This window comes from Azospirillum griseum (genome assembly GCF_003966125.1).
Taxonomy (GTDB): domain Bacteria; phylum Pseudomonadota; class Alphaproteobacteria; order Azospirillales; family Azospirillaceae; genus Azospirillum; species Azospirillum griseum.
On the sequence record NZ_RXMA01000002.1, the window covers coordinates 152,096 to 175,213 of the forward strand.

General features: G+C 64.6%; 21 protein-coding genes. 5 read left to right on the top strand and 16 right to left on the bottom strand.

Annotated features, from left to right (window positions below):
* Positions 1–7: 7 nt before the first annotated feature.
* The 15 genes from lpxB to aspS form a co-directional block, all read right to left on the bottom strand.
* Entirely contained in the window at positions 8–1,195 is a 1,188-nt protein-coding gene (lpxB, locus tag EJ903_RS03325; RefSeq protein WP_281274740.1) for a lipid-A-disaccharide synthase, read from the bottom strand.
* Positions 1,192–2,028 carry an LpxI family protein gene (locus EJ903_RS03330; RefSeq protein ID WP_126612111.1) on the bottom strand — a complete coding sequence of 279 codons (837 nt, stop codon included), beginning with the start codon at positions 2,026–2,028 and terminating at the stop codon, positions 1,192–1,194. Before EJ903_RS03330 ends, lpxB begins: the two co-directional genes overlap by 4 nt.
* A gap of 20 nt (positions 2,029–2,048) precedes the next feature.
* A complete protein-coding gene (lpxA, locus tag EJ903_RS03335; protein ID WP_126612113.1) occupies positions 2,049–2,843 on the bottom strand; it encodes an acyl-ACP--UDP-N-acetylglucosamine O-acyltransferase in 795 nt (264 codons plus the stop codon).
* On the bottom strand, positions 2,840–3,322 hold the full coding sequence (gene fabZ / locus EJ903_RS03340; protein ID WP_126612114.1) for a 3-hydroxyacyl-ACP dehydratase FabZ: 483 nt from the start codon (positions 3,320–3,322) through the stop codon (positions 2,840–2,842). The genes lpxA and fabZ overlap by 4 nt, the downstream gene beginning before the upstream one ends.
* Positions 3,323–3,527: 205 nt before the next feature.
* Positions 3,528–4,157, bottom strand: a complete 630-nt coding sequence (locus EJ903_RS03345; protein WP_126612116.1) for an OmpH/Skp family outer membrane protein — start codon at positions 4,155–4,157, stop codon at positions 3,528–3,530.
* 1 nt (position 4,158) lies between these two features.
* A complete protein-coding gene (gene bamA / locus EJ903_RS03350) occupies positions 4,159–6,504 on the bottom strand; it encodes an outer membrane protein assembly factor BamA (RefSeq protein ID WP_377005903.1) in 2,346 nt (781 codons plus the stop codon).
* 11 nt (positions 6,505–6,515) lie between these two features.
* Positions 6,516–7,649 carry an RIP metalloprotease RseP gene (gene rseP / locus EJ903_RS03355; protein ID WP_126612119.1) on the bottom strand — a complete coding sequence of 378 codons (1,134 nt, stop codon included), beginning with the start codon at positions 7,647–7,649 and terminating at the stop codon, positions 6,516–6,518.
* An 80-nt stretch (positions 7,650–7,729) separates the two neighbouring features.
* Positions 7,730–8,920, bottom strand: a complete 1,191-nt coding sequence (locus EJ903_RS03360; protein ID WP_126612120.1) for a 1-deoxy-D-xylulose-5-phosphate reductoisomerase — start codon at positions 8,918–8,920, stop codon at positions 7,730–7,732.
* Entirely contained in the window at positions 8,911–9,762 is an 852-nt protein-coding gene (locus tag EJ903_RS03365; protein WP_126612122.1) for a phosphatidate cytidylyltransferase, read from the bottom strand. Before EJ903_RS03365 ends, EJ903_RS03360 begins: the two co-directional genes overlap by 10 nt.
* Positions 9,704–10,459, bottom strand: a complete 756-nt coding sequence (locus tag EJ903_RS03370; protein ID WP_126612124.1) for an isoprenyl transferase — start codon at positions 10,457–10,459, stop codon at positions 9,704–9,706. Before EJ903_RS03370 ends, EJ903_RS03365 begins: the two co-directional genes overlap by 59 nt.
* Before the next feature lie 6 nt (positions 10,460–10,465).
* Positions 10,466–11,023, bottom strand: a complete 558-nt coding sequence (frr, locus tag EJ903_RS03375) for a ribosome recycling factor (RefSeq protein WP_126612126.1) — start codon at positions 11,021–11,023, stop codon at positions 10,466–10,468.
* A gap of 4 nt (positions 11,024–11,027) precedes the next feature.
* Positions 11,028–11,780: a UMP kinase gene (gene pyrH, locus EJ903_RS03380; RefSeq protein ID WP_126612128.1), complete on the bottom strand. Its 753-nt coding sequence runs from the start codon at positions 11,778–11,780 to the stop codon at positions 11,028–11,030.
* Between the two features lie 59 nt (positions 11,781–11,839).
* Positions 11,840–12,772 carry a translation elongation factor Ts gene (gene tsf, locus EJ903_RS03385; protein WP_126612130.1) on the bottom strand — a complete coding sequence of 311 codons (933 nt, stop codon included), beginning with the start codon at positions 12,770–12,772 and terminating at the stop codon, positions 11,840–11,842.
* 135 nt (positions 12,773–12,907) lie between these two features.
* Positions 12,908–13,687 carry a 30S ribosomal protein S2 gene (gene rpsB / locus EJ903_RS03390; RefSeq protein ID WP_126612132.1) on the bottom strand — a complete coding sequence of 260 codons (780 nt, stop codon included), beginning with the start codon at positions 13,685–13,687 and terminating at the stop codon, positions 12,908–12,910.
* Between the two features lie 310 nt (positions 13,688–13,997).
* Entirely contained in the window at positions 13,998–15,815 is a 1,818-nt protein-coding gene (aspS, locus tag EJ903_RS03395) for an aspartate--tRNA ligase (RefSeq protein WP_126612134.1), read from the bottom strand.
* A gap of 450 nt (positions 15,816–16,265) precedes the next feature.
* Here aspS and EJ903_RS03400 point away from each other — a divergent pair, with 450 nt between their 5' ends.
* The 4 genes from EJ903_RS03400 to EJ903_RS03415 all read left to right on the top strand — a co-directional run bounded on the left by EJ903_RS03400 (position 16,266) and on the right by EJ903_RS03415 (position 21,319).
* The gene (locus EJ903_RS03400) at positions 16,266–17,438 is read left to right on the top strand and encodes an oxygenase MpaB family protein (protein ID WP_126612136.1); all 1,173 of its coding nucleotides are present in this window, start codon (positions 16,266–16,268) and stop codon (positions 17,436–17,438) included.
* 34 nt (positions 17,439–17,472) lie between these two features.
* Entirely contained in the window at positions 17,473–18,489 is a 1,017-nt protein-coding gene (locus EJ903_RS03405) for a catalase family protein (protein WP_126612138.1), read from the top strand.
* A gap of 57 nt (positions 18,490–18,546) precedes the next feature.
* On the top strand, positions 18,547–19,737 hold the full coding sequence (gene rnd / locus EJ903_RS03410) for a ribonuclease D (RefSeq protein ID WP_126612140.1): 1,191 nt from the start codon (positions 18,547–18,549) through the stop codon (positions 19,735–19,737).
* 319 nt (positions 19,738–20,056) lie between these two features.
* Entirely contained in the window at positions 20,057–21,319 is a 1,263-nt protein-coding gene (locus tag EJ903_RS03415; RefSeq protein ID WP_246015154.1) for an EAL domain-containing protein, read from the top strand.
* 45 nt (positions 21,320–21,364) lie between these two features.
* On the opposite strand, the gene EJ903_RS03420 is transcribed toward EJ903_RS03415, so the two are convergent.
* The gene (locus tag EJ903_RS03420; RefSeq protein ID WP_126612144.1) at positions 21,365–22,126 is read right to left on the bottom strand and encodes an SDR family NAD(P)-dependent oxidoreductase; all 762 of its coding nucleotides are present in this window, start codon (positions 22,124–22,126) and stop codon (positions 21,365–21,367) included.
* A gap of 123 nt (positions 22,127–22,249) precedes the next feature.
* Between EJ903_RS03420 and EJ903_RS03425 the strand changes: the two genes are divergently transcribed.
* Complete coding sequence (locus tag EJ903_RS03425; RefSeq protein ID WP_126612146.1) at positions 22,250–23,116, top strand: YicC/YloC family endoribonuclease; 867 nt, start codon at positions 22,250–22,252, stop codon at positions 23,114–23,116.
* Positions 23,117–23,118 lie beyond the last annotated feature (2 nt).

Here is a 23,118-nt window from a genome sequence, read left to right on the forward strand (position 1 = left end):
TTCGGGCTTACCCCCTGTTGGGGTGTTGGCTGACGAGATCCAGGACGACGCGGGCGGCCCGTTCGCTGGGCGGAACATCGCCCTGCCCCAACCAGCGCGCCACCTCCGCCACACCGTCGATCTGGGCTTGGCGAGCCTGCGGATCGTCGAGAAGGCGGCCAAGGGCGTCGGCGAGACGGTCGGGGCGGCACTCCTCCTGCAACAGCTCCGGGACCAGCATCCGGTCAAGCATCAGATTGACAAGATTGACGTATTTGACCCGGATCAGCCGACGATAGAGCGCCACCGTGATCGGGTTCAGGCGATAGGCGATGACCGACGGCAAGCGGGCCAAGGCAAGCTCCAACGCCACCGTGCCCGACGCCGCAAGCGCCACCTCCGCCGCCGCAAAGGCGTCGTGTTTGTCCGCGTCGCCCTCCACCAAGATGGTGCGCAGCGGCCAATCGGCAAGCGCGGCGGCCACCCGGTCGCGCACCGTGGCCACCGTTGGGACCACCGCCACCAGATTGGGATGGCGGGGCATCAACCGTTCCAGCGTGGCGCGGAAATCCGGCAACAGGCGCGCCACCTCGCCCTTGCGGCTGCCCGGCAGCACCACGACCACACGGTCGCGGTCCGCCAAACCGTGCGCGGCGCGGAAGCGGGAACCATCGCCCCGCCCCGCCCCGCCTTCCACCACCGAATGGCCGACGAAGCTGCACGGCAGACCTGCGCGTTCAAAATAGGGCGGTTCGAAGGGCAGGATCGCCAGCAAATGATCGTAAATCGCCGCGTATTTTGCCGCTCGCTTCGGCTTCCAGGCCCACACCGTGGGGGCGACGTAATGGATGAGCGGAATGGACGGCTGCGCCGCGCGGACCTTCTTGGCAACACGCAGGGTGAAGCCCGGCGAATCGATGCCGATCACCGCGTCGGGCCGCACGCGCAGGATCTCGGCCGCCGTCTGGTCGATGCGCCGGATCAGGTTGGGCAGGTGCGGCAGCAGTTCAAACACGCCGAACAGGGTGAGTTCGCCCATGGGAAACAGGCTGACCAACCCCTCGGCGATCATCTTTTCGCCGCCGATGCCGATGAAACGGACCTGCCCGCCGGTCAACCGCCTGGTCGCCGCCATCAGCCGCGCGCCCAGCGCGTCGCCCGACGGTTCCCCGGCCATCACGAACAGGGTTGGAACATGCGGGGTCGGGTCGGTCACTCAGCACTCCCGGTGGAAAGATCGATGCCGACCACAAACAGACCAAGCCGGTCGGCGGTCGCCGCCACCGCCTCGCGGTCGATCAACAGACTGCCGCCCGCCTCAATCGCCACGCCGCGCAGCCCCGCTGCCGCCGCCCGCTCCACCGTGGTCACGCCCATGGTCGGCAGATCGACCCGGCGATCCTGGTTCGGCTTCTTCACCTTGACCAGAACGCCACCCGGACCGGGCCGAGCCAAAGCGGCGCAACGCGCGAGCATGGCATCGGTGCCCTCAATGGCCTCCACCGCCAGAACCAGCCCCTGTTGAACGACCGCCCCTTGCCCCACGTCGAGATCGCCCAGGGCGCGAGCCACCTGGACGCCGCGCGCGATGTCGCGTTCGGCCTCCGCGTCGGGTGTCAAGGCACCGACCGGACCGGGAACGGTCAGCAAATCCTTCAGCACGTCGTGCAGGCCAACAACGCGAAAGCCCTCCCCCTCCAACTCCCGCGCCACCGCGCGGAGCAAGCCATCGTCGCCCAAGGCACGGGTGCCGACCCGCGCCAGGAACCGGGCGGTCCACCAATCGGGCAGCAATTCAGTGAAGGAAGGGCGCTTGACCGGGCCGGCGAACACGATGTCGCCGACTCCCTCGTCGTGCAGACGGCGGATGATGCCGCCCGCCGCGCCGAAGCGACTCCACAGATGCGGCCATCCGACGACCGTTTCAGGATCGGTGTGACCTTCGAAGGCGACGATGAACACGTCCCGCCCCTGTCCGCGCACCGCCGCTGCGATCCGGGCGGGCAAGCTGCCGCCGCCCGCCAGAATGGCCATTTTCCGTTCGACCATGCCGACGGTTCCCGCCGGTGTCAGTTGTCGCGGGGTTGGCAGAGCGACCGCGATTCCTTGGCACGGATGAAAGCCAGCACATCGGCCACCAGCGCACGTTGGCCGAAATCGCGCTCCACCTCGTCCAGACGTTCGGCAAAAGTGCCTTCCGGGCCGAACAGGTTGCGATAGGCCGCGCGCAGGGCGTGGATGTCGTCCTTTTTGAAGCCGCGACGCTCCAACCCGATGATGTTCAGCCCGGCCAGACGGGCGCGGTCGCCCATCACCGTGCCAAAGGGAATCACGTCGTTCTCAACGCCGGACATGCCGCCGATCATCGCGTGCGCGCCGATGCGCACGAACTGACGCACCGCCGACAGGCCGCCGATGATGACGTAGTCACCCAACACAACATGGCCGCCGAGCGTGGCGTTGTTGGCCATGATGACGTGATCGCCGACGATGCAATCATGGGCAACGTGCGATCCCATCATGAACAGCCCGTCATCCCCAACCTTGGTCAGCATGCCGCCGCCCTCGGTTCCGGGATTCATCGTCACATGCTCGCGGATCTGGTTGCGCGCGCCGATGATGAGTTCGGACGGCTCGCCGTGGAACTTCAAATCCTGCGGGCGGTGGCCAATGGAGGCGAACGGATAAATCACCGTGTCGGCCCCGATCCGCGTGCGCCCATCAACGGCGACGTGGGACACCAGCCGCACGCCATCGCCGAGTTCGACCTGGGGGCCGACGACGCAGAAGGGGCCGATCGAAACGCCCTCGCCCAGCGACGCCGCCGGATCGACGATGGCGGACGGATGGATGGTTGTGGTCATTTCTCGTCCAGGATCATGGCGGAATAGACGGCTTCGGCGACCAGAACGCCGTTCACCTTGGCTTCACCCTTGAACTTCCAGACGTTGGCGCGCTGGCGCTGCTTGGTGACGTGGATGTGCAGCGTGTCGCCCGGCGTCACCGGGCGGCGGAACCGCGCCTCATCCACCGTCATGAAATAGACCAGCTTGCCTTCCGCGTCCTTGCCAAGCGTGCCAACCACCAGAACGGCGGAGGTCTGGGCCATCGCCTCGATGATGAGAACACCGGGCATGACCGGACGGGAGGGGAAATGGCCCTGGAAATACGGCTCGTTGATCGAGACGTTCTTGACGCCCACCGCGCTTTCGCCCAGCACGATGTCGACCACCCGCTCGATCATCAGGATCGGGTAGCGGTGCGGAATCATTTCCATGATGCGGACAACGTCGATGTCCGCCATCCGCTTGTCTTGCGAATTGTTTTCTGCCGTTGCGTCCATAATCCGGCCGCCCACCTTTCCAAACACCGCCTGAGGTTATCACGGAACCCGGTGCCGTTCCCAACGGATCACCGCCGCACCGATTCCGACGCCCGTCTTCATGCCGCATTTTCGCGGCACTCGCAACGACCGCCATCCCTTACGGAAAAAGCCGCCACCATCCTGTGCAGAGGACGATGGCGGCCTTCCGATCAATCGGGCGAGCTTACTGCTTGGGAACGTTCAGCGCCACTTGCGGGAGCTTCTTGTTCACCCGGTCCATCACCGCGTCGGTCACGTCAAGCTGCGTGTCCACCAGAACAAACTGCTGGCGCGCCAACACCAGATTGGCTCCACGTTCGCGGGCGATGTCGGCAACCACCTCGACCATGGTCTTGTGAACGACGGCCATTGCATCGTTCAGCGTCGTTTCCAGCACACGCTTGCGCGTTTGCACCGTCTTCTGGACGTCCGCGACCTGCTTTTCAAAGTCACGGCGCTTGTTGGCCAACGCGTCCGCCGAGAGAACCGTCTGTTGCTTGCGCAACTCGTCCTCTCCCTTGCGCAGCTTGTCTTCCAGACCGGAAATTTCCTTCTGGTAGGTGTCGCGCAAAGCCTCGAAGGACTTGGTGATGCTCTTGGAGGCGTTCGACTCCTGCATCACCTTCTGCACGTCGATCACCGCGATGACGGGAGCCTTCAACTCCGCCGCCTTCGCCGCTTCGGCCGCTTTGGCCGCATCGGGCTTCGGAGCCTCCTGGGCGAACGCCACCGGAGCGGCCAGGAACAAACCGGCGCTGATCGCGGCGGAAAGCGCGGCGGCGCGAACCGCCGTCTGGAAAATGCTGACTTGCATGTTAGAACCTGGTTCCGAAGCTGAAGCGGATGAGTTCCTTCTTGTCGTAGCTTTCCTTGCGCAGCGGCAGCGCCAGATCAAGCCGGATCGGCCCGAACGGGGACTTCCACGACACGCCGGTGCCCACCGACACGCGAATCGACTCGTTTTCCTTGACCACCGGGTCGGTGACACCGGACTTGCCAAGCGTGCCTGCGTCGGTGAAAGCGTGGCCCAACAGGCCGAACTCTTCCGGCAGACCAAAGGGGAAGCTCATTTCCACCGAGGCGCGGGCGTAACGCGTGCCGCCCAGCGCGTCACCGGTCGAGATGTCGCGGGCACCAATGCCAGCGGTGTTGAAGCCGCGCAGCGTGTCACCACCGATGAAGAAGCGGTCGGACAGCGCGACCTTCTGCCCAAGACCCAGGATGTAACCCAGTTCACCCGACGTGCTGAGAACCCAGTTTTCAGCGCCCAAAGGCAGGTAATAACCACCGCTCAACCGGTTGCGCAGAAAGCGGACCGACCCGCCAAGACCGGCAATGTCGTTGGTCAAGCGGATGTAATAACCCTCGGTCGGCGTCAGCTTGCTGTTGCGCATGTCATAGGTCAGTTCCTGACCGATGAGAGAGGTCAAGCGCTCGCCCCGCTGCTCCTTGACCCATTTCGACGCGGTGGAAGCCACCTCTTCGATCAGCGTGTCCTGAAGCTGGTAATACACGCGCTGGCGCAGATGCTCGCTCAACGGGAAGCCCAGACGCAGCGCAAAGCCCGTGTTCTTTTCGTTGAAGGAGCTTTCGTTCTGATAGTTGCGACGCACCCGGAACAGGTCGACGCCCGCCGACATGTCGCGATCCATGAAATACGGTTCCGTGAAGGAGATGTCGTATTCCTGGCGCTTGCCGGAGATGGTGGCCCCCAGGCGCAGATCCTGGCCACGGCCCAGCAGATTGCGCTCGCGAATCGAGAAATCGCCCAGCGGACCGTCGGAGGTCGAGAAACCGGCACCGATGGAGATTTCGCCGGTCGATTGTTCCGCCACCTCGACGTTGATCGCCGATCGATCCGGGACGCTGGTTTCCGCCGTGGTGATGTTCACCCGTTCGAAATACCCCAAATCCTTGATGCGCTGTTCGGAGCGCTTCAGCTTGGACGCGTTGAAGGGATCGCCTTCCGACAGCAGCATTTCACGGCGGATCACCTTGTCCAGCGTGCGCACGTTGCCATTGATGTCGATGCGGTCCACGAACACGCGCGGGCCTTCCACCACCTCATAGGTGATGTCAACCGTCTGGTTTTCGCGATTGCGGGTGATGCGTGGGCGAATGTCCACGAAGGCGTATTGCAGATCGCCGACCGCGTTGGTCAGCTTGGTGATGGTGTTCTCGACCTCCTGCGCGTTGTACCAACTCCCTTCCTTTGTGGTCAGGATATCGGACAACTGCGACGGGTCGATCTGCTTGATCTGGGTCTTGACGTCGATCTTGCCGAATTTGTAGCGCTCACCCTCTTCGATCGTGAAGGTGATGAAGAACGCCTCGCGATCCGGGGTGAGTTCGGCCACCGCCGACACCACGCGGAAATCGGCGTAACCTTCCTTCAGATAGAAGCGGCGCAGCAGATCGCGGTCATAGGCCAGACGGTCGGGGTCATAATTGTCATCCGAACTCAGGAAACGCCACCACGTGGTCTCCTTGGTCTGGATCGACTCGCGCAACGACCCGTCGGAGAATTTTTCGTTGCCAACAAAGGTGATGCCGCGAACGCCGGTGCGCACACCTTCGTTGATCTCAAACACCAGATCGACGCGGTTCTGGTCGAGCTGGATGATCTTGGGTTCCACCGTCGCCGCGAAACGGCCCTGGCGCCGGTAGATGTCCTGGATGCGCTGGACGTCGTTCTGAACGCGCGTGCGGGTGTAGACGACGCGGGGGCGAAGCTGGATTTCCTTTTCCAGATTCTCCTTTTCGATGCGCCGATTTCCCTCGAAGGCGATGCGGTTGATGATCGGGTTCTCCGCCACCGCCACGACCAGAACGTCGCCTTGACGCTTCAGATTCACGTCGGAAAACAGACCGGTGTTGAACAGCGCCTTCAGCGAGCGGTCGATCCGATCCGGGTCAAACGGGTCGCCCGGCTGAATCGTGAGATAGGAGCGGACGGTCGACGCCTCGATTCGCTGAATGCCCTCGACGCGTATATCCCGCACCGTCCCGCCGGAAAAGACCTGCGCGACCAGCGTGCCGGGCACCGTCAGCGGCGCACCGCTCTGGGCAAGGGCAACAGACACCGTCGTCATGGCGCAGCCGGCCAACAGGCCCGCCACCAGAACTTTGCTCGACACCGGCAAATCACCGCTCCCTGGCATTTGGGGGTTGGTTAAGACACCAATCCCCGGAAGAAATCGACCACGCGCAGCTGAACCAAATCGTTCCACGTGGCGAAGACCATGAGCGTTAATACCAAAGCCAATCCAATGCGGAAACCGTATTCTTGCGCCCGCGCACCAAGAGGCCGACCAAGCGCCCCTTCAATCGCGTAAAACAGCAGGTGCCCACCGTCGAGCATCGGCACCGGAAACAGGTTGATCAGGCCCAGATTGACCGACAGGAAGGCCATGAACCACACCAGCGGGTACCAGCCGGATTGCGCCACCTCGCCCGACATCTGGGCGATGCGCAATGGCCCACCCAGCTCCTCCGTACCGCGCGAGCCTTCAATCATCTGCCCCAGCGCGGTGAAGGTCCCGGAAATCATGCCGTAAACCTCACGCCCGGCCTGCCAGACGGCGGTCAACGGATCGTGGCGCTTCATGTCCGATCCACCGCGCGAGATGCCAAGCTGGCCGACGCGGTGGCTGTTGCCCATGCGGTCCACCACCTCGCGCGCGTCGGGCGTGGCGGTCAACGCGATCATTTTGCCGTCGCGCTCGACGTCCAGGCGCAAAGCTTCACCGGGCTTGATCGACACCACCGCGCGGATTTCCTCAAAACGCTGGATCTCCGTTCCGTCGATGGCGCGAATCAGGTCGCCCGGCTTCAGCCCGGCCCGTTCCGCCGCACTGCCCGGTTGCACCCCGCCGACGTCGGGCGGCGTGAAGGATTGCCCAGCGGTGGCGAACAACAGGGCCAACACCGTGATGGAAAAGACAAAATTGGCGATCGGACCGGCGGCGACCACCGCCGCGCGCTGCCCCAGACGCTTGTGATGGAAGGAAACCGCGCGCTCTTCGTCGGTCATCGCGGTGAGATGAGCGCCGGGCGTGCTGGCCGGGTCGGCGTCGCCGAACATTTTCACATAACCGCCCAGCGGCAAGGCGCTGATCTTCCAGCGTGTTCCCGCCTTGTCGGTGAAGCCGAACAGCTCCGGCCCGAATCCGATGGAGAACACCTCGATCCGAACGCCGTTGCGGCGGGCGACGAGGTAATGGCCCAGCTCATGCACGAAGACGAGCACGGTCAGCACCAGCAGGAACGCCAGCACCGAAGACGAAAAACCGCCGAGAATGTCCATGCTACCCTTTGCGCCCCTTGCCTCTGCGCCCCTTGGGGGCCTGATCGCGGATCACCGGCTGCCGACGCCGCCGGAACGCATCAGGACGGCACACGGGCAGCGGCGACGCGTCGCGCGTCGGCGTCCGCCTCGCGCACCGCGTCAAGATCACGCAGCGGGCGGTGGGGCAACGCCGTCAACGTCTCCTCGACGATCCGTTCGATTTCGAGGAAGCCGATCCGGCGGTCAAGAAACGCCTGAACGGCCACTTCATTGGCGGCACTCAAAAGAGTAGGTGCGCTCCCCCCGCTTTGCAAGGCGGCCCGGGTCAGGCGCAAGGCCGGGAATCGGACCGGATCGGGCGCCTCGAAGGTCAGCGTCGCCGCCCTGGTCAGATCGAGTCGCTCCGCCGGGGTTGCCAACCGCGCGGGCCAGCCCAGGGCGTAGGCGATGGGCGTGCGCATGTCCGGTGTGCCAAGTTGGGCCAGAACCGAGCCATCGACGTATTCGACCAGCGAATGGATCACCGATTGCGGATGGACCAGGACATCGATGCGCGGTTCGGGGATGTCGAACAGGAAATGCGCTTCGATCAGTTCCAACCCCTTGTTCATCAGGGTGGCGCTGTCGACCGAAATCTTGGCACCCATGTCCCAGGTCGGGTGCGCCACCGCCTGTTCCCGCGTGGCCGTCGCCATGAAGGCGCGGTCCTTGGTGCGGAACGGGCCACCGGACGCGGTCAGGATCAACCGCGCCACGCTGTCCGGGCGGACGAAGTCAAAGACCTGATAGATGGCCGAATGCTCGCTGTCCACCGGCAGCAGGGTCGCCCCATGGGCGCGCACCTCCTCCATCATGAAGGCTCCGGCGCAAACCAGAACCTCCTTGTTGGCGAAGGCGACGATGGCCCCGCGCCGGATGGCGGCGAGCGTCGGTTCCAACCCGGCGAATCCGACGATGGCCGCCATCACCCAGTCCGACGGACGGGCGGCGGCCTCCACCACGGCTTGCGGACCGGCGGCGGCCTCAATCCCGGTTCCGGCCAGACGCTCCTTCAACTCGGCGTATCCGGCGGGGTCGGCGACCACCGCCAAACGGGCGTTCAGGCGCTTGGCCTGATCGGCCAGCAGGGCGACGTTGCGGTTGGCCGTCAGCGCCTCCACCGGAAAGCGGTCGGGGTCGCGCGCCACCAGATCGACGGTCTGGGTTCCAACCGAACCGGTGGACCCGAGAATCGTCACGCGCCGCCGTCCGACGCCCGCCGTCGCACCGCTGTTGGTCGTCACCACCATGAGAGAGTCGTTCCGAGGGTCGCGTGAAACACAGCCAGCACCGGGGCGGCGACCAGAAGCCCATCGATGCGGTCCAGGATGCCACCATGCCCCGGAATGAGGTGGCCGCTGTCCTTGACGTTGTAGCGGCGCTTGACCGCCGATTCGAACAGATCACCGATCTGCCCGACCACTGCCGACAGCGCGCCGACGACCAGCGCCAAAGCGGGCATGGCGGCCCCGGCCACCAACGCGACCAGCCAGCCGACCAGCGCGGCGGACAGCATGCCGCCGATCAACCCAGCCCAGGTTTTCTTCGGGCTGATGCGGGGGGCCAGCTTCGGCCCGCCGATGGTCCGGCCCGCCGCGTAGGCACCAATGTCGGTGGCCCAGACCGCCAGCATGGCGAACAGGAACAGCGCCAGCCCCTGCCCTGGCAGTTCGCGCAGCCACAGCAACCCGGCCACGCCCGCCCCGACATAGATCACGCCGAAGCCGAGCAGCGCCCGATCCTTGCCGCCGCCCAACCACGCGGTTGCCAGCGCGCCGGCAACGGCGGCGGCAAGCCCGGCCAACGGACCGGCCGCCGTCTGGGCGACCAGCAGCGTGGCCACGGCAAACACCGACACGGCGCGCGCCAAGGGGCGCCGATGGCACGGAACCAGCGCCACCCATTCAAGCGCGGCGAGAACCGCGCCGAGCAAAATCAGGGCAAGAAACACCCATCCCCCCGCCCACACCGCCCCAAGAACCACCGGGGCCATGACCAGCGCGGACAGAACGCGCGCCTTGAGGTCGCTGGGTTTAGCGGGTGCTGGCGGTGGTGGCGCCGAAACGGCGTTCCCGTCGGTGGAACTCGTCAATCGCCGCCTCCAGATCGCGCTTGGTGAAGTCAGGCCACAGCGTATCAACGAAGACCAGTTCGGCATAGGCCGCCTGCCACAGCAGGAAATTGCTGATCCGCTTTTCGCCGCTGGTGCGGATGATGAGATCGGGGTCGGGAAGGTCGGCGGTGAACAGGCGGCCGGACAAGGCATCCTCGTCGATGGCGTCGGCGGCGATGCGCCCCGCCGCCACATCCTCGACCAATCGCCGTGCGGCGGACGCGATTTCCTGCCGCGAGCCATAGCTGAGGGCGACGACCAAGGTCATGGTCCGGTTGTCGCGGGTCAGCGTTTCGGCGTCGTCGATCAGACGCACGATGTCGTCCGACAACCGACAGCGTTCCCCGATCACGCGCAGGCGGATTCCCGCCTTGTGCAGTTCGGCAACCTCGCTGCGCAGGTAGAAGCGCAGCAAGCCCATCAGATCCTTGACCTCGTCTTCCGGACGACGCCAATTTTCCGACGAAAAGCTGAAGATGGTCAGGGTGCCGATGCCAAGCTCACGCGCGGCCTCGACCGTGCGACGCACCGCGTCCACGCCCTTTTTGTGACCGGCGGTGCGCGGCAAGCCGCGCGCCTTGGCCCAACGCCCATTGCCATCCATGATGATGGCGACATGGGCGGGTGCCCCCAGCGGGGGCGTCCGGCTGGTCAGGCTGTCGTCTGCGTGGCGCATTCCGAATCAGACCTGCATGATGTCCTTTTCTTTGGCCGCAAGCGCGTCGTCGACCATCTTGATATGCTGGTCGGTCAACGTCTGGAACTTGTCGGCCAGGGTCTTGTGCTCGTCCTGGGTGATCTCGCTGGCCTTTTCGGCCTTCTTCAGACCATCCATGCCATCGCGACGGACGTTGCGGACCGCCACGCGCGCCTGCTCGGCGTATTTGTTGGCGACCTTGGCCAACTCGGCGCGGCGCTCCTGGGTCAGATCGGGCAGCGGCACGCGGATGACCTGGCCTTCGGCCTGCGGGTTCAGGCCCAGACCGGAGTCCCGGATGGCCTTTTCCACAGCTTTGGTCATGCCACGGTCCCACACCTGCACGCTGATGAGGCGCGGCTCGGGAACCGACACCGTCGCCACCTCTTTCAGGTGCATCCGGTTGCCATAGGCTTCGACCGTGACCGGCTCCAGCAGGCTGGACGACGCACGACCGGTGCGCAGACCGGTCAATTCCTTGCGAAACGCTTCAAGCGCGCCTTCCATGCGGCGCTTGAGATCCGAGATGTCGGGCGCAGCCACGGGTCTACTCCCTTTCTTCCGTGATGATGGTGTGCTTGCCACGGCCTTGCATGACCTCGGCGAAAGCACCAGGGGTGTGGATCGAGAACACCAAGATGGGGATGTGGTTCTCGCGCGCCAAGGAAATCGCCGACGCGTCCATGACCTGGAGATCCTTGGTCAGGACATCCATGTAGGTCAGACGGTCGTAATGCTCGGCGTTCGGATCCTTTTTGGGATCGGCGGTGTAGACGCCATCGACCTGCGTGCCCTTCAACAGCCCGTCACAACCCATTTCGGACGCGCGCAGCGCGGCGGCGGTGTCGGTGGTGAAGAAGGGGTTGCCGGTTCCGGCGGCGAAGATCACCACACGGCCCTTTTCCATGTGACGGATCGCACGACGCCGGATGTACGGCTCACACACCGACGACATGGGAATGGCCGACTGCACGCGGGTGGTCACACCGATCCGTTCCAACGCGCTCTGCATCGACAGCGCGTTCATCACGGTGGCGAGCATGCCGATGTAGTCGGCCGAGGCGCGCTCCATGCCGCCCGCCGCACCCTTGACACCACGGAAGATGTTTCCCCCGCCGATGACCAGGCAGACCTGGACACCCAGCTCGATCACCGCCTTCACCTCGTTGGCGACGCGGTTGACCATATCCGGATCGAGGCCGTAGTCGCGTTGACCCATCAACGCCTCGCCCGACACCTTGAGAAGCACCCGCTTGTAACGGTTGCTGTTCGGCGCGGTGGTCCCGGTGGTCTCGACCATGGGGGAAACGCTCCTGTGCTGTTGCGGAATGCGGCTTGCGGCCGGAAGCGCCGTCTGGATCAGGCCTGACCGGCGGCGGTCGCGGCGACTTCAGCGGCGAAGTCGCTCTGGGCCTTCTCGATGCCCTCGCCCAGCGCGAAGCGGGCGAACGCGGTCAGCGTCACCGGAGCGCCGACGTCCTTGGCGGCGTTCTCAACGATCTTGCGGACCTTGGTCTCACCGTCGATGACGTAGACCTGCTCCAGCAAGCACACTTCTTCGTAGTACTTGCGGATGCGGCCTTCGACCATCTTGCCGATGAACTCTTCCTTCTTGCCGGTGGCGCGGGCCTGTTCGATCAGGACGTTGCGCTCGCGGTCGAGGGCCGAGGTGTCGACGTCGGCGATGTCCAGGGCTTCCGGACGGGCGGCGGCGATGTGCATGGCGATCTGCTTGCCCAGATCGGACAGCTTGGCGGCGTCGCCGGTCGATTCCAGCGCGACCAGCACACCGATCTTGCCCAGGCCCGGCGCGATCGCCGAGTGGACATAGCTGACGACCACACCGGCGTTGACCGACAGGGTGATCGAGCGGCGCAGGTTCATGTTCTCGCCAACGGTGGCGATCAGGGCGGTCAGCTCATCCTGGGCGGTGTGCGCGGTCCCCGGATAGGCGGCGGCCTTCAGGGCCTCCACGTCGCCCGAACCGGCCAGCGCCAGGGTGGCGACGGTGGCGGCATAGCCCTGGAACTTGTCGTTGCGGGCCACGAAATCGGTCTCGGCGTTCACCTCGACGACGGCACCCTTGGTGCCTTCGGTGGCGACGGCAACCAGACCTTCGGCGGCGACGCGGCCCGACTTCTTGGCGGCAGCGGCAAGGCCCTTCTTGCGGAGCCAGTCAACCGCGCCTTCCAGATCGCCCTGGGTCTCGTTCAGCGCCTTCTTGCAATCCATCATGCCCGCGCCGGTCTTCTCGCGCAGTTCCTTAACGAGCGAGGCGGTAATCTCGGCCATGTTGCGCCCTCTTCCTTGGCAAGCGATCCTTCGTCGGACCGCGTGATCGTCATGAACAAAAAACGGGTGTCGCGCCACACAAAAAGGGCAGCCGGGCCATCGAACAGGCCCGGCTGCCCCCTTCGTCGCTCAGGCTCAGGCCTGGGCGGCTTCGGCGGCGTCTTCTTCCGGCAGCTGCTCGGCCGGAGCGTCTTCACGGGCACCGACGTCGATGCCAGCGGCGCTCATTTCAGCCTGCAGACCGTCGAGGACCGAACCGATCACCAGGTCGCAATACAGGTCGATCGCGCGCAGGGCGTCGTCGTTGCCGGGGATCGGGAACGCCACGCCATCGGGATCGGAGTTGCTGTCGAGGACCGCGACGACCGGGATGCCCAGCTTGTTGGCTTCCTTGACCGCGATCGACTCCTTGTTGGTGTCGATGATGAAGATGATGTCCGGCAGGCCGCCCATCTCCTTGATGCCGCCCAGGGCGCGTTCCAGCTTGTCGCGCTCGCGGGTCAGCTCCAGGACTTCGCGCTTGGTCAGGCCCGAGGTGTCAACGCTCAGACGCTCTTCCATCTCGCGCAGGCGCTTGATCGACAGCGAGATCGTCTTCCAGTTGGTCAGCATGCCGCCGAGCCAACGGTGGTTGACGTAGTACTGGCCGCACTTCGAGGCGGCTTCAGCAACCCGCTCCTGCGCCTGACGCTTGGTGCCGACGAACAGCACACGACCACCACCGGCGACCACGTCGCGCACGGCCTGGAGGGCGCGGTGCAGCATCGGAACGGTCTGTTCCAGGTCGATGACGTGAACGCCGTTGCGCACACCGAAGATGTACTGATTCATCTTCGGGTTCCAACGGCGGGTGTGGTGGCCGAAGTGGACGCCGGCTTCCAGCAGCTGGCGCATGGTGAAGGTGGGCATAGCCATGGAAAAATCCCTTTTTCCGGTTGATCCGCCGCAAGCGTCTGTTCACGGATGTGAACACCGGAGCGGGCCTTCGGCGCAAAGCCAAGGGTCCGCCAGCTCGCGTGAGGTTTTGACGACGGCGCTTTCATAGCCCGCCCATCCGGGTTTGGCAACAGCGATGGCGGGAAAAAACACGGGTGGACGCAGGGGTTGCGGGGATTCCCGTGCTTGTCACAGGGCAGCCATGCACACTCCACGGGCGACCGCCCGAACGAAACGGGCCGCGCCTGTGCAGCGCGGCCCGATCCGTCGACGTGTCTGATCGGCCCCCTTACGCCTGCGGCGCGGCGACCTTCGGCTTGGGCAGGTCGAGTTTGAGATGCAGTTCCTTCAACCGGGCGTGATCGACCGGGGCCGGGGCCTGCATCAGCAGATCTTCCGCGCGCTGGTTCAGCGGGAAGGCGATGACCTCGCGGATGTTCGGCTCATCGGCCAGCAGCATGACGATGCGGTCGATGCCCGGCGCGGAGCCGCCGTGCGGCGGCGCGCCCAGCTTGAACGCGCTCAGCATGCCGCCGAATCGCGCTTCCAGCTCCTCGGGCGGATAACCGGCGATCTCGAACGCCTTGTACATCACTTCCGGCAGATGGTTGCGGATGGCACCCGACGACAGTTCGACGCCGTTGCAGACGATGTCGTACTGATAGGCGTTGATCTCCAGCGGGTTCTTTTCCTGCAACGCCTTCAGGCCGCCCTGCGGCATCGAGAAGGGGTTGTGGCTGAAGATGATCTTGTTGGTCTCTTCGTCGAGTTCGAACATCGGGAAATCGACAATCCAGCAGAAGCGGAACGCGTTCTTCTCGATGAGGTCCAGCTCCTCGCCGATGCGGGTGCGGGCCAGACCGGCCAGCTTGCTCGCCGGGCCGACCTGATCGCAGACGAAGAACACGGCGTCGCCGTCTTCCAGCCCGACCAGATCGCGCAGGGCGGCCTGGGCGGCCTCCGGGACGAACTTGGCGATCGGTCCCTTGCCCGCCGCACCTTCCATGATGATGTAACCCAGGCCCGGAGCGCCCAGACCGCGCGCCCAGTCGTTGAGCTTGTCAAAGAAGCTGCGCGGCTTGTCGGACACCTTCGGCGCGCGGATGGCGCGGACGACGCCGCCCTTCTCCACCGTCTGCTTGAAGGCGCGGAACTCCACGTCGTCGCGCTTGAACACCTCGGTCACGTCGGTGATGACCAGCGGGTTGCGCAGATCGGGCTTGTCGTTGCCGTATTTCAGCATCGATTCGGCGTAGCTGATCCGGCGGAACGGAGCCTGATCGATGACCGGCTTGGTCTCGCGGCGGAACCCACCGAACTCGTCGAAAATGCCGTGCAGGACCGGCTCGATGGCGGCGAAGACGTCTTCCTGGGTGACGAAGGACATCTCGAAATCAAGCTGGTAGAACTCACCCGGGCTGCGGTCGGCGCGGGCGTCCTCGTCGCGGAAGCAGGGGGCGATCTGGAAATAGCGGTCGAACCCGGCGACCATCAGCAATTGCTTGAACTGCTGCGGGGCCTGCGGCAGGGCGTAGAACTTGCCGGGATGGTTGCGGCTGGGAACCAGATAGTCGCGGGCACCCTCCGGCGACGAGGCGGTGAGGATCGGCGTCTGGAATTCGGTGAAACCCTGGTCGATCATCCGGCGGCGGGCCGACGCGATGACGCGCGACCGCAGCAGGATGTTTTCATGGATGCGCTCGCGGCGCAGATCCAGGAACCGGTAACGCAGGCGCATGTCCTCGCCGGTGTCGGCCTCCTGGTTGACCTGCAACGGGATTTGCTCCGCCTCGCCCTGGATCTCCAGGTCGGCGATCTGCAATTCGATCCGGCCGGTCGGCAGCTTGTCGTTGGTGGTTTCCGCCGTGCGCGTCACCACCTTGCCGGTCACGGTGATGACCGATTCCAGCTTCAGACGGTTGGCAACCTCAAAAGCCGGGTTGGAGGTGTCGACCACGCACTGCGTCAGGCCGTAATGGTCGCGCAAATCGATGAACAGCAACTGTCCATGGTCGCGCTTCCGGTTGATCCAGCCCGACAGGCGGACGATCTCACCGGCGTTGTCTTCACGAAGCTGGCCGCAAGTGTGCGTGCGGTAGGGGTGCATGGGTCGAAACACCTTGAAAAGGTCGGATTCCGGCAAGGAAATGGAGTGCGACACACCACACCGGACGCGCGCGAATGTCAAGCCGCCCGGCGCGTTTCGCATGGTCGCGGCCAAGGCAATCGCTTGAAGCAGCGTGCACCAGATCAAAACAAGAATGGACACGAATTTCACGGATTTTTTCACGGATTTCGCGGAACGCTCCCCCGATCTGCCTTGCTCCCGATCTGGCGACAAACCTCATGGCGGGATGCAGGAGGCCATTGGAGTCGAAAATCCGTGCAATCCCTCATTTTGTCCGTGAAATCCGCGTCCATTCTTGTTTGCGGAACGATGAGCGTTCGTTCAAGCGATTGCCCTGTGGTCGCGGCGCAGCGGGCATAAGGCGCTTGCGCCGGATGGGCTGCCTCCACAGGATCGCAATCGACAGGAACGGGCACCGGGGGCCGCCGCATGATCATTCCCAGCGATTACCGCACCGGCTTTGCCACCGCGCAACGGATTGATGCCGATCTGGCCACGCTTTACGTCCGCCACACCACCATCGGCGATCCGGCGGCGGACGCGGTGATGGAGGCGTTCCGCGCCCACCCCGGTCCGCTGCAACGCGACTGGATGCGGCGCGGGATCGAGGACGGGCCGTCCGCGCTGTCCGACGCGCCCGACGCCGTGCGCGCCTTTTTCGCCGACATCGAAACACCACCGCCCTGGTTTTCCCCGGACCGCGCGCTGCCCGGTTGCCGTGCCTTTCACCGCAATTCGGAAATGTTCCTGGGCGCCTTTGTCGCGGCGGTGCTGGTGGAAGGCTTCTCCACGCTGATCTCCAAATCCTTCAGCATCACCGGGCGGTTGGTGGACCAGGGCGTGCGGCGGCTGAAGCAGAACAACCTGCATCTGGTTGAAATCTTCCTGCCGGGCGGGTTGGAACGCCATGGCGAGGGCTGGAAGCTGTCGGTGCGCATCCGCCTGATCCACGCGCGCATCCGTCACCTGCTGGCGGAGTCGGAGGATTGGGACGCCGCCGCCTGGGGAACACCGCTCAGCTCCGCGCACATCGCCTACGCCACCGCCGCCTTTTCCGGCCTGCTTCTGGAACGCGCCCGCGCCCTGGGCGTGACGCTCTCGGCGGAGGAGAGCGAGTCCTTCATGATGATCTGGCGCTATTCGGGCCAGCTTATGGGAGTGGATCCGGCCCTGCTCTTCACCGATCTGGATTCGGCGTTGCGGTTGCAGCGCGTCGGCGCGCTCTGCGAACCACCGCCGGACATCGAATCGATCATCCTGGCGAACGGACTCATCAACTCGGCCCCCGTCGTCGCGGGCATCACCGCACCGCATGCCCGAAAGGCGCTGGTCCGGCGCATCTACACCATTTCCCGCGCCTTGATCGGCGATGAGCTGGCCGACCGGTTGCGTTACCCGCCGGGCCGGACCTTTGGCGTGCTCGCCGCTCTGCGCTGGACCAACCGGATGGAACGCTGGCTGTACCGCGCGGTGCCGACGCTGGGAGCGCGGCGGCGGGTCGGCCAGTTCCAACGCATGCTCGATGTCTCCTTCCACGAGGCCAGCGGCATCAGCTACCGCATGCCCGAACGGTTGCACGCCGAAAAAGACGCACCTTTGTGAGCCTTCCCCTGCCCTCCGCTCCATGAGGCCGCTGATGCCCCGTCCCGATTCGCGCCCGCCGACCGACAGCGCCCAATGCCCGCTGGGGGCTGTGGGGGACATTTTCGTCGCCTTGATGCAGCGGAATTTTCAGCGTCCGCGCCCGGATGGCTCCCTGCCGCGCATTCTCCATGACAAGGGACACGCCTGCCTGAACGGCACCTTCACCGTCGAGTCTCCCGCCGATCCGGCCCTGCGTCAGGGGTTGTTCGCCGCGCCGGGCCGTTACGATGCCTTTGTCCGCTTCTCCAGCGGTTTGCTGGCGGAGGATCGACACCCTGACAGCCGAGGTCTGGCGATCAAACTGCGCGGGGTTCCGGGAGAGGTGTGCGACGGCGCGCCGGAAGGGCAGCAGGATTTCCTGATGATCAACGCCACCACCCTGCCCGCCAGCACCGTCCGTGACACCGTCGCCATTTTCCAGGCGCTGGACGGAATCAAACAGGTCACACCGCTCAGCCTGATCGCGCCCTCTTACCTGATGCCGGGACTCCGTCCCTGGCGGATCCGATGGGACTGCCTGAAGAGCATGCTGTCCGTCGCGATTGAGCACGCGCGCACCCCCGACCTGTCCCGCATGATCTATCACAGCATTGCCCCCTACCGCCTGGGCCTGTCCGGTGCGATGACGTTTCAATGCTGTCCGGTGCCACCCACCACCCTGCGGCGTCCCCGGGGCCGCAGCTTTGCCGAAAAGCTGCAAAGCCGGCTCGACGACGGCCCCATCCTGTTCGATTTTCTGGTGCGACTCCGACAGGGCGACGCCGAGTCCCTGGAACTGGATGGACCGGCGTGGACCGGGCCCTATCAGCGGGTCGCGCAACTCACCCTGCCGCCGCAACCGGTCCGCGACACCATCGACCGGGGAGAGCGCGTCGCCTTCAGCCCGTGGAACGCGCTGCGCGCGCATGAGCCGTTGGGATCGATCAACGATCTGCGCCGCCGCATCTACGCGGCGTCCGCGACGGCGCGCGGTGCCGACGCGACCTTTCCCACCGACACCACCGACTGACCGTTCGGGTCAAAGCGCACGCTTTCAAGCGGCCGATGCCTCGTGTATGAAGCAACCATGACGCTCATCACCACCACCGACGCCCTGGACGCCTTCTGCCAATCGCTGGCCGGGGCGGAATACATCACGGTCGACACCGAGTTTCTGCGGGAAAAGACCTATTGGCCCCAGCTTTGCCTGGTGCAGATCGCTGGCCCCAACGGCGCGGTCGCCATCGACCCGCTCGCCGAGGGCATGGATCTGGCCCCTCTGTACGCGGTGATGGACGACCCGGCGATTCTGAAGGTGTTCCACGCCGCCCGCCAGGATGTGGAAATCTTCTGGCACCTGTCAGGCCGCATTCCGACCCCCTTGTTCGACACCCAGGTCGCGGCCATGGTCTGCGGTTTTGGCGAAAGCGTGGGGTACGAGACGCTCGTCACCAAGCTGGCCGGGGCACGCATCGACAAATCCAGCCGCTTCACCGACTGGTCGCACCGCCCGCTGACCGACCGGCAACTGACCTACGCCCTGTCGGACGTGATTCATCTGCGCCCGGCCTACGAGAAGCTGAAGCGCCGCCTTGCCCGCTCGGGACGGTCGCATTGGTTGGAGGAGGAAATGGCCATCCTCACCGACCCCCGCACCTATCAGGTGGATCCCGACAGCTCATGGTTGCGGCTGAAGGTCCGCACCAACAAGCCGCGTTTCATGGCGATCCTCAAGGAACTGGCGGCGTGGCGGGAGCGCGAGGCGCAGCGTCGCGACCAGCCGCGCTCGCGCGTTCTGCGGGACGAGGCGCTGTTGGAAATCGCGGCCCATGCCCCGACCAATGTGGATGACCTCGCCCGCACGCGCGGTCTGGGGCGCGGCTTCGCCGAAGGACGCCAAGGAACCGATGTGTTGGCTGCGGTGCAGGCGGGTCTGGATCTGCCGGATCGTGATTTGCCCAGAGTGGAGCCGCGCGAAGAACCGCCCCCCGGTTTGCAACCCATCGTCGAGTTGTTGCGCGTTTTGTTGAAGATGAAGTGTGATGAACACAACGTCGCGGCAAAACTCGTGGCGTCTTCGGCCGATTTGGAAGCGATGGCGGCGGATGATACCGCTGATGTTCCGGCCCTTCACGGCTGGCGGCGTGAACTGTTCGGAGACGATGCGCTGGCGCTGAAACATGGCCGCATTGCGCTTGCGGTTATGGATCGCCGCGTGCGCATTGTTCCGGTTGGGTCATCCCTTGACACCACCACAACGGAGTGTGCGGAGACTTGACCATTTGCAATGGCGTCGATTGGATGCGGACAGGACAACCGTGAGAGTGTTTGTCGCATTTCAGCGTTAACCACGCTTTAAGGGCTTCTTAAAGAAAGTTCCTTTTACAATCGACCAGGGTCGATGGCTGGGTCTTTGCCGACGCGCGCGCGCGTCGAGGTATCGAAAATGGCCACTGCGTGGCTTCATCATCGGGGCTGGTGGTGTGGAGCGCGGTGGTGGGTTTGAGCGGTGATGAAGCAGGCTGATTGCGACGGCTTGAACAAAAGGTTTCTTTGGGGGAAGACACGGAATGAGCAGGTTTGGCGGAAAACCACCGATGGGACGGGACCGGGTCCGCCTTTCCACCACGGAAAAGCAGGCGGCGGTGGCCGCCGCCAAAGACCAGCGTCCTGAATTCGACAACGACAAGTTGCTCAACCTGCTTCGTTCCGCCAAAAGCGAATTGCAGGGCATGCGGTTGATCCACATGCATCTGTCGCTGTTGAAGGACAAGGACCCGGCTGGTCAGATGATGGTCCGCACCATCATCCAGGAATTGGCCAGCAAGGCGTCGTACCTGCAACCCTTCAACATCTCCAACGGCGACGTCATCGTCCTTTACAAGGGATTGAAGCTGACCGGCGTCACCGACGTCTGCCAGAAGCTGGAACAGGTCTTCCTGTCCAAAACCACCCTGACCGGAGCCAACCCGTACAAGGAATATTCGCTCTATTCGATCATGGAACTGGCGTTGAATTTCATCAACGTCATCCGCTTCATCGAAGAGTTGCAGGCGAGCGAAACCGGCAACGCCGTCACCGAAACCAAGCCGCCGATCACGCTGGAGGAGTTGGGTAAGCTCGAACGGTCGATGCAGATGTTCGATCTGTCGCCGTTCCTGTTCAACCAGGCGATTGCGAACATCGGATCCAGCTCGGAAAGCGAGATGGAGTACTTCGAACTCTACATCTCGATCAAGCTGCTTCAGGAACGCCTGTGCCCCGAATACGACATCACCGCGAACAAGTGGTTGTTCAATTACTTCACCGCGAATCTTGACCAGTCGGTTCTCCGCGCTCTCAATCACGGGTTGAGTTTCATGCGCGGCCGTCGGATCGGCATCAACATCAATTTGTCCACGGTCATCTCCACCGGCTTCGTTAAGTTCGACGAACGGTTGCCGATTGATTTCCGTGGGCAGGTGGTGCTGGAGGTCTCCAAGGGCGATCTGATCGAAAATCTCTCTCTGTTCAACGAGGTGGTCGAGTTTGCGCAGGATCGCCGTTACCAGATTGCCGTCGATGGTCTGAATCCCTTCTGGGTCACGAACTTCGATCTGGAGTATCTGAACGCCGACTACGCCAAGATCTTCTGGTCGAACGACATGCTGGAGATGGAGCCGGCGTTCGAGAAGTTCTTCCGCGACCGGATCGCCGAACAGGACCGCTGCAAATTCATCCTCGCCCGCTGCGACAGCGTGTCCAGCCTCGTCTACGCCCATAAGATGGGGATCAGCCTCGTGCAGGGCCGCGCTGTGGACAACATCCTGCGCAAGGGCGTCAGCGTCCGCGAGGCCATCGCCCACGCCAAGATGGGCTGAAAAGCCATCCTGGCGTTGTCTTTGGGGGCAATGGGATCCCCCCCGTCAGCCCTTCCGGGGCGCGCGGGCCAGAATCCAATCCGTCCAGGCGGGTGGCAGCAGCGCCAGCAACCAGACCGCCGCCGCCATCGGCCAGGGAAAACTGATCCGTGCCGCGTTGCGCGCCAACCCCCGGCGAATCACCCACGCCGCCGCGTCCGCTTCCATCAGAAACGGCATGCGGAAGCCGTTGGCGGCGGTGATGCGGCTTTTGACGAATCCGGGGCAGATCACCGACACGCCCACCCCATCCCCGGCCAGATCACCGCGCATCGCCTCGCCAAACACCCGGACCGCCGCTTTGCTGGCGCAATAAGCCGGTGCGCCGGGTAGGCCGCGAAAACTGGCCTGGGACGCCATCAACGCGATCTGGCCTCGACGACGGGACTGCATGCGGGGCAGCAGCGGATAGACGCTGTTCAGCACCCCGTCGATGTTGATCGACAGAATCCGCCGGGCCTGCTCCTCGCTCTCCACCGCGCCACCGGTTCCGGCGGAGATTCCGGCGTTGGCAATGACCAGATCGACCGGCGCGTCGTCGTCCACCATCGCCAACCAGTCGGCCATCTCCTCCCGGCTGGCGACGTCCACAACGCGGGCAAGGACCTGTGCGCCTTGGCTGCGGCAACGGGCGGCCACCGCATCAAGCCGGGCGGCGTCACGCCCGGTGAGGGCCAGACGCCGCCCCGGTTCGGCGTAACACAGGGCCAGCGCTTCGCCGATGCCGCTGGACGCACCGGTGATGACCAAAGATCGCGGGTTCCGCATGCAGCCCTCTCTGTTGCGCGCTTGTTGCCGGATGGCGGCACCGGTATAACCGGCCCACACCGCACGCTCATCCATACACCGGAGGCCGCCGCCTTGTCCGCACATCACCCTGTTGTCGCCAGCATGACCGGTTTCGCGCGCGTCGACGGGCATGGCGACGGCTATTCCTGGACGTTTGAGGCCAAGAGCGTGAACGGCCGCAGCCTGGATGTGCGGTGCCGGATGCCGACCGGTTTCGACACCGTCGAAGCGCAGGCGCGGGCCGAGGTGCCCAAGCGTCTGGCGCGTGGCAACGTCAACCTGTCATTGACCGTCACCCGCACGCAGGCGGTGTCACAGCTGCGCATCAACCGCGACCTGTTGGCCCAGGTGCTGGAATTGGCCCGCGAAATCGAAGGGGCCGGGGCCGCCCCGCCCCGCCTGGATTCGCTGCTGGCCGTGCGCGGCATCATCGAACCGGTGGAAGAGGATGAAACCGACGCCCGCGACCGGCTTGAAGCCGGGCTGAAAACCGATCTGTCGACCCTGATCGACCAGTTGGCGGGCAACCGGTTGATCGAAGGCGCGCGACTCGCCGTCATCCTGACCGGCCATTTGGACGAGATCGCCCGGTTGGTGGACGCCGCCGCCGCCTGCGACTCGGTCCAGCCTGAGGCGTTGCGGGAGAAGCTGCGGCAGCAGGTCGCGGCCATCCTGGGAGCCTTCCCGGCCCTGCCGGAGGAACGACTGGCCCACGAGGCCGCCGTGTTGATCGGCAAGGCCGATGTGCGGGAGGAGTTGGACCGGCTTCGCGCCCACATCCAGGCCGCCCGCGACATGATGGCCGAAGGCGGGGCCATCGGTCGGCGCTTCGATTTTCTCTGTCAGGAATTCAACCGCGAAGCCAACACCCTGTGCTCCAAGTCCGCCGACGTGGAGTTGACCCGCATCGGCCTGTCGCTGAAAGCCTCGATCGAGCAGCTTCGCGAGCAGGTCCAGAACATTGAGTGACC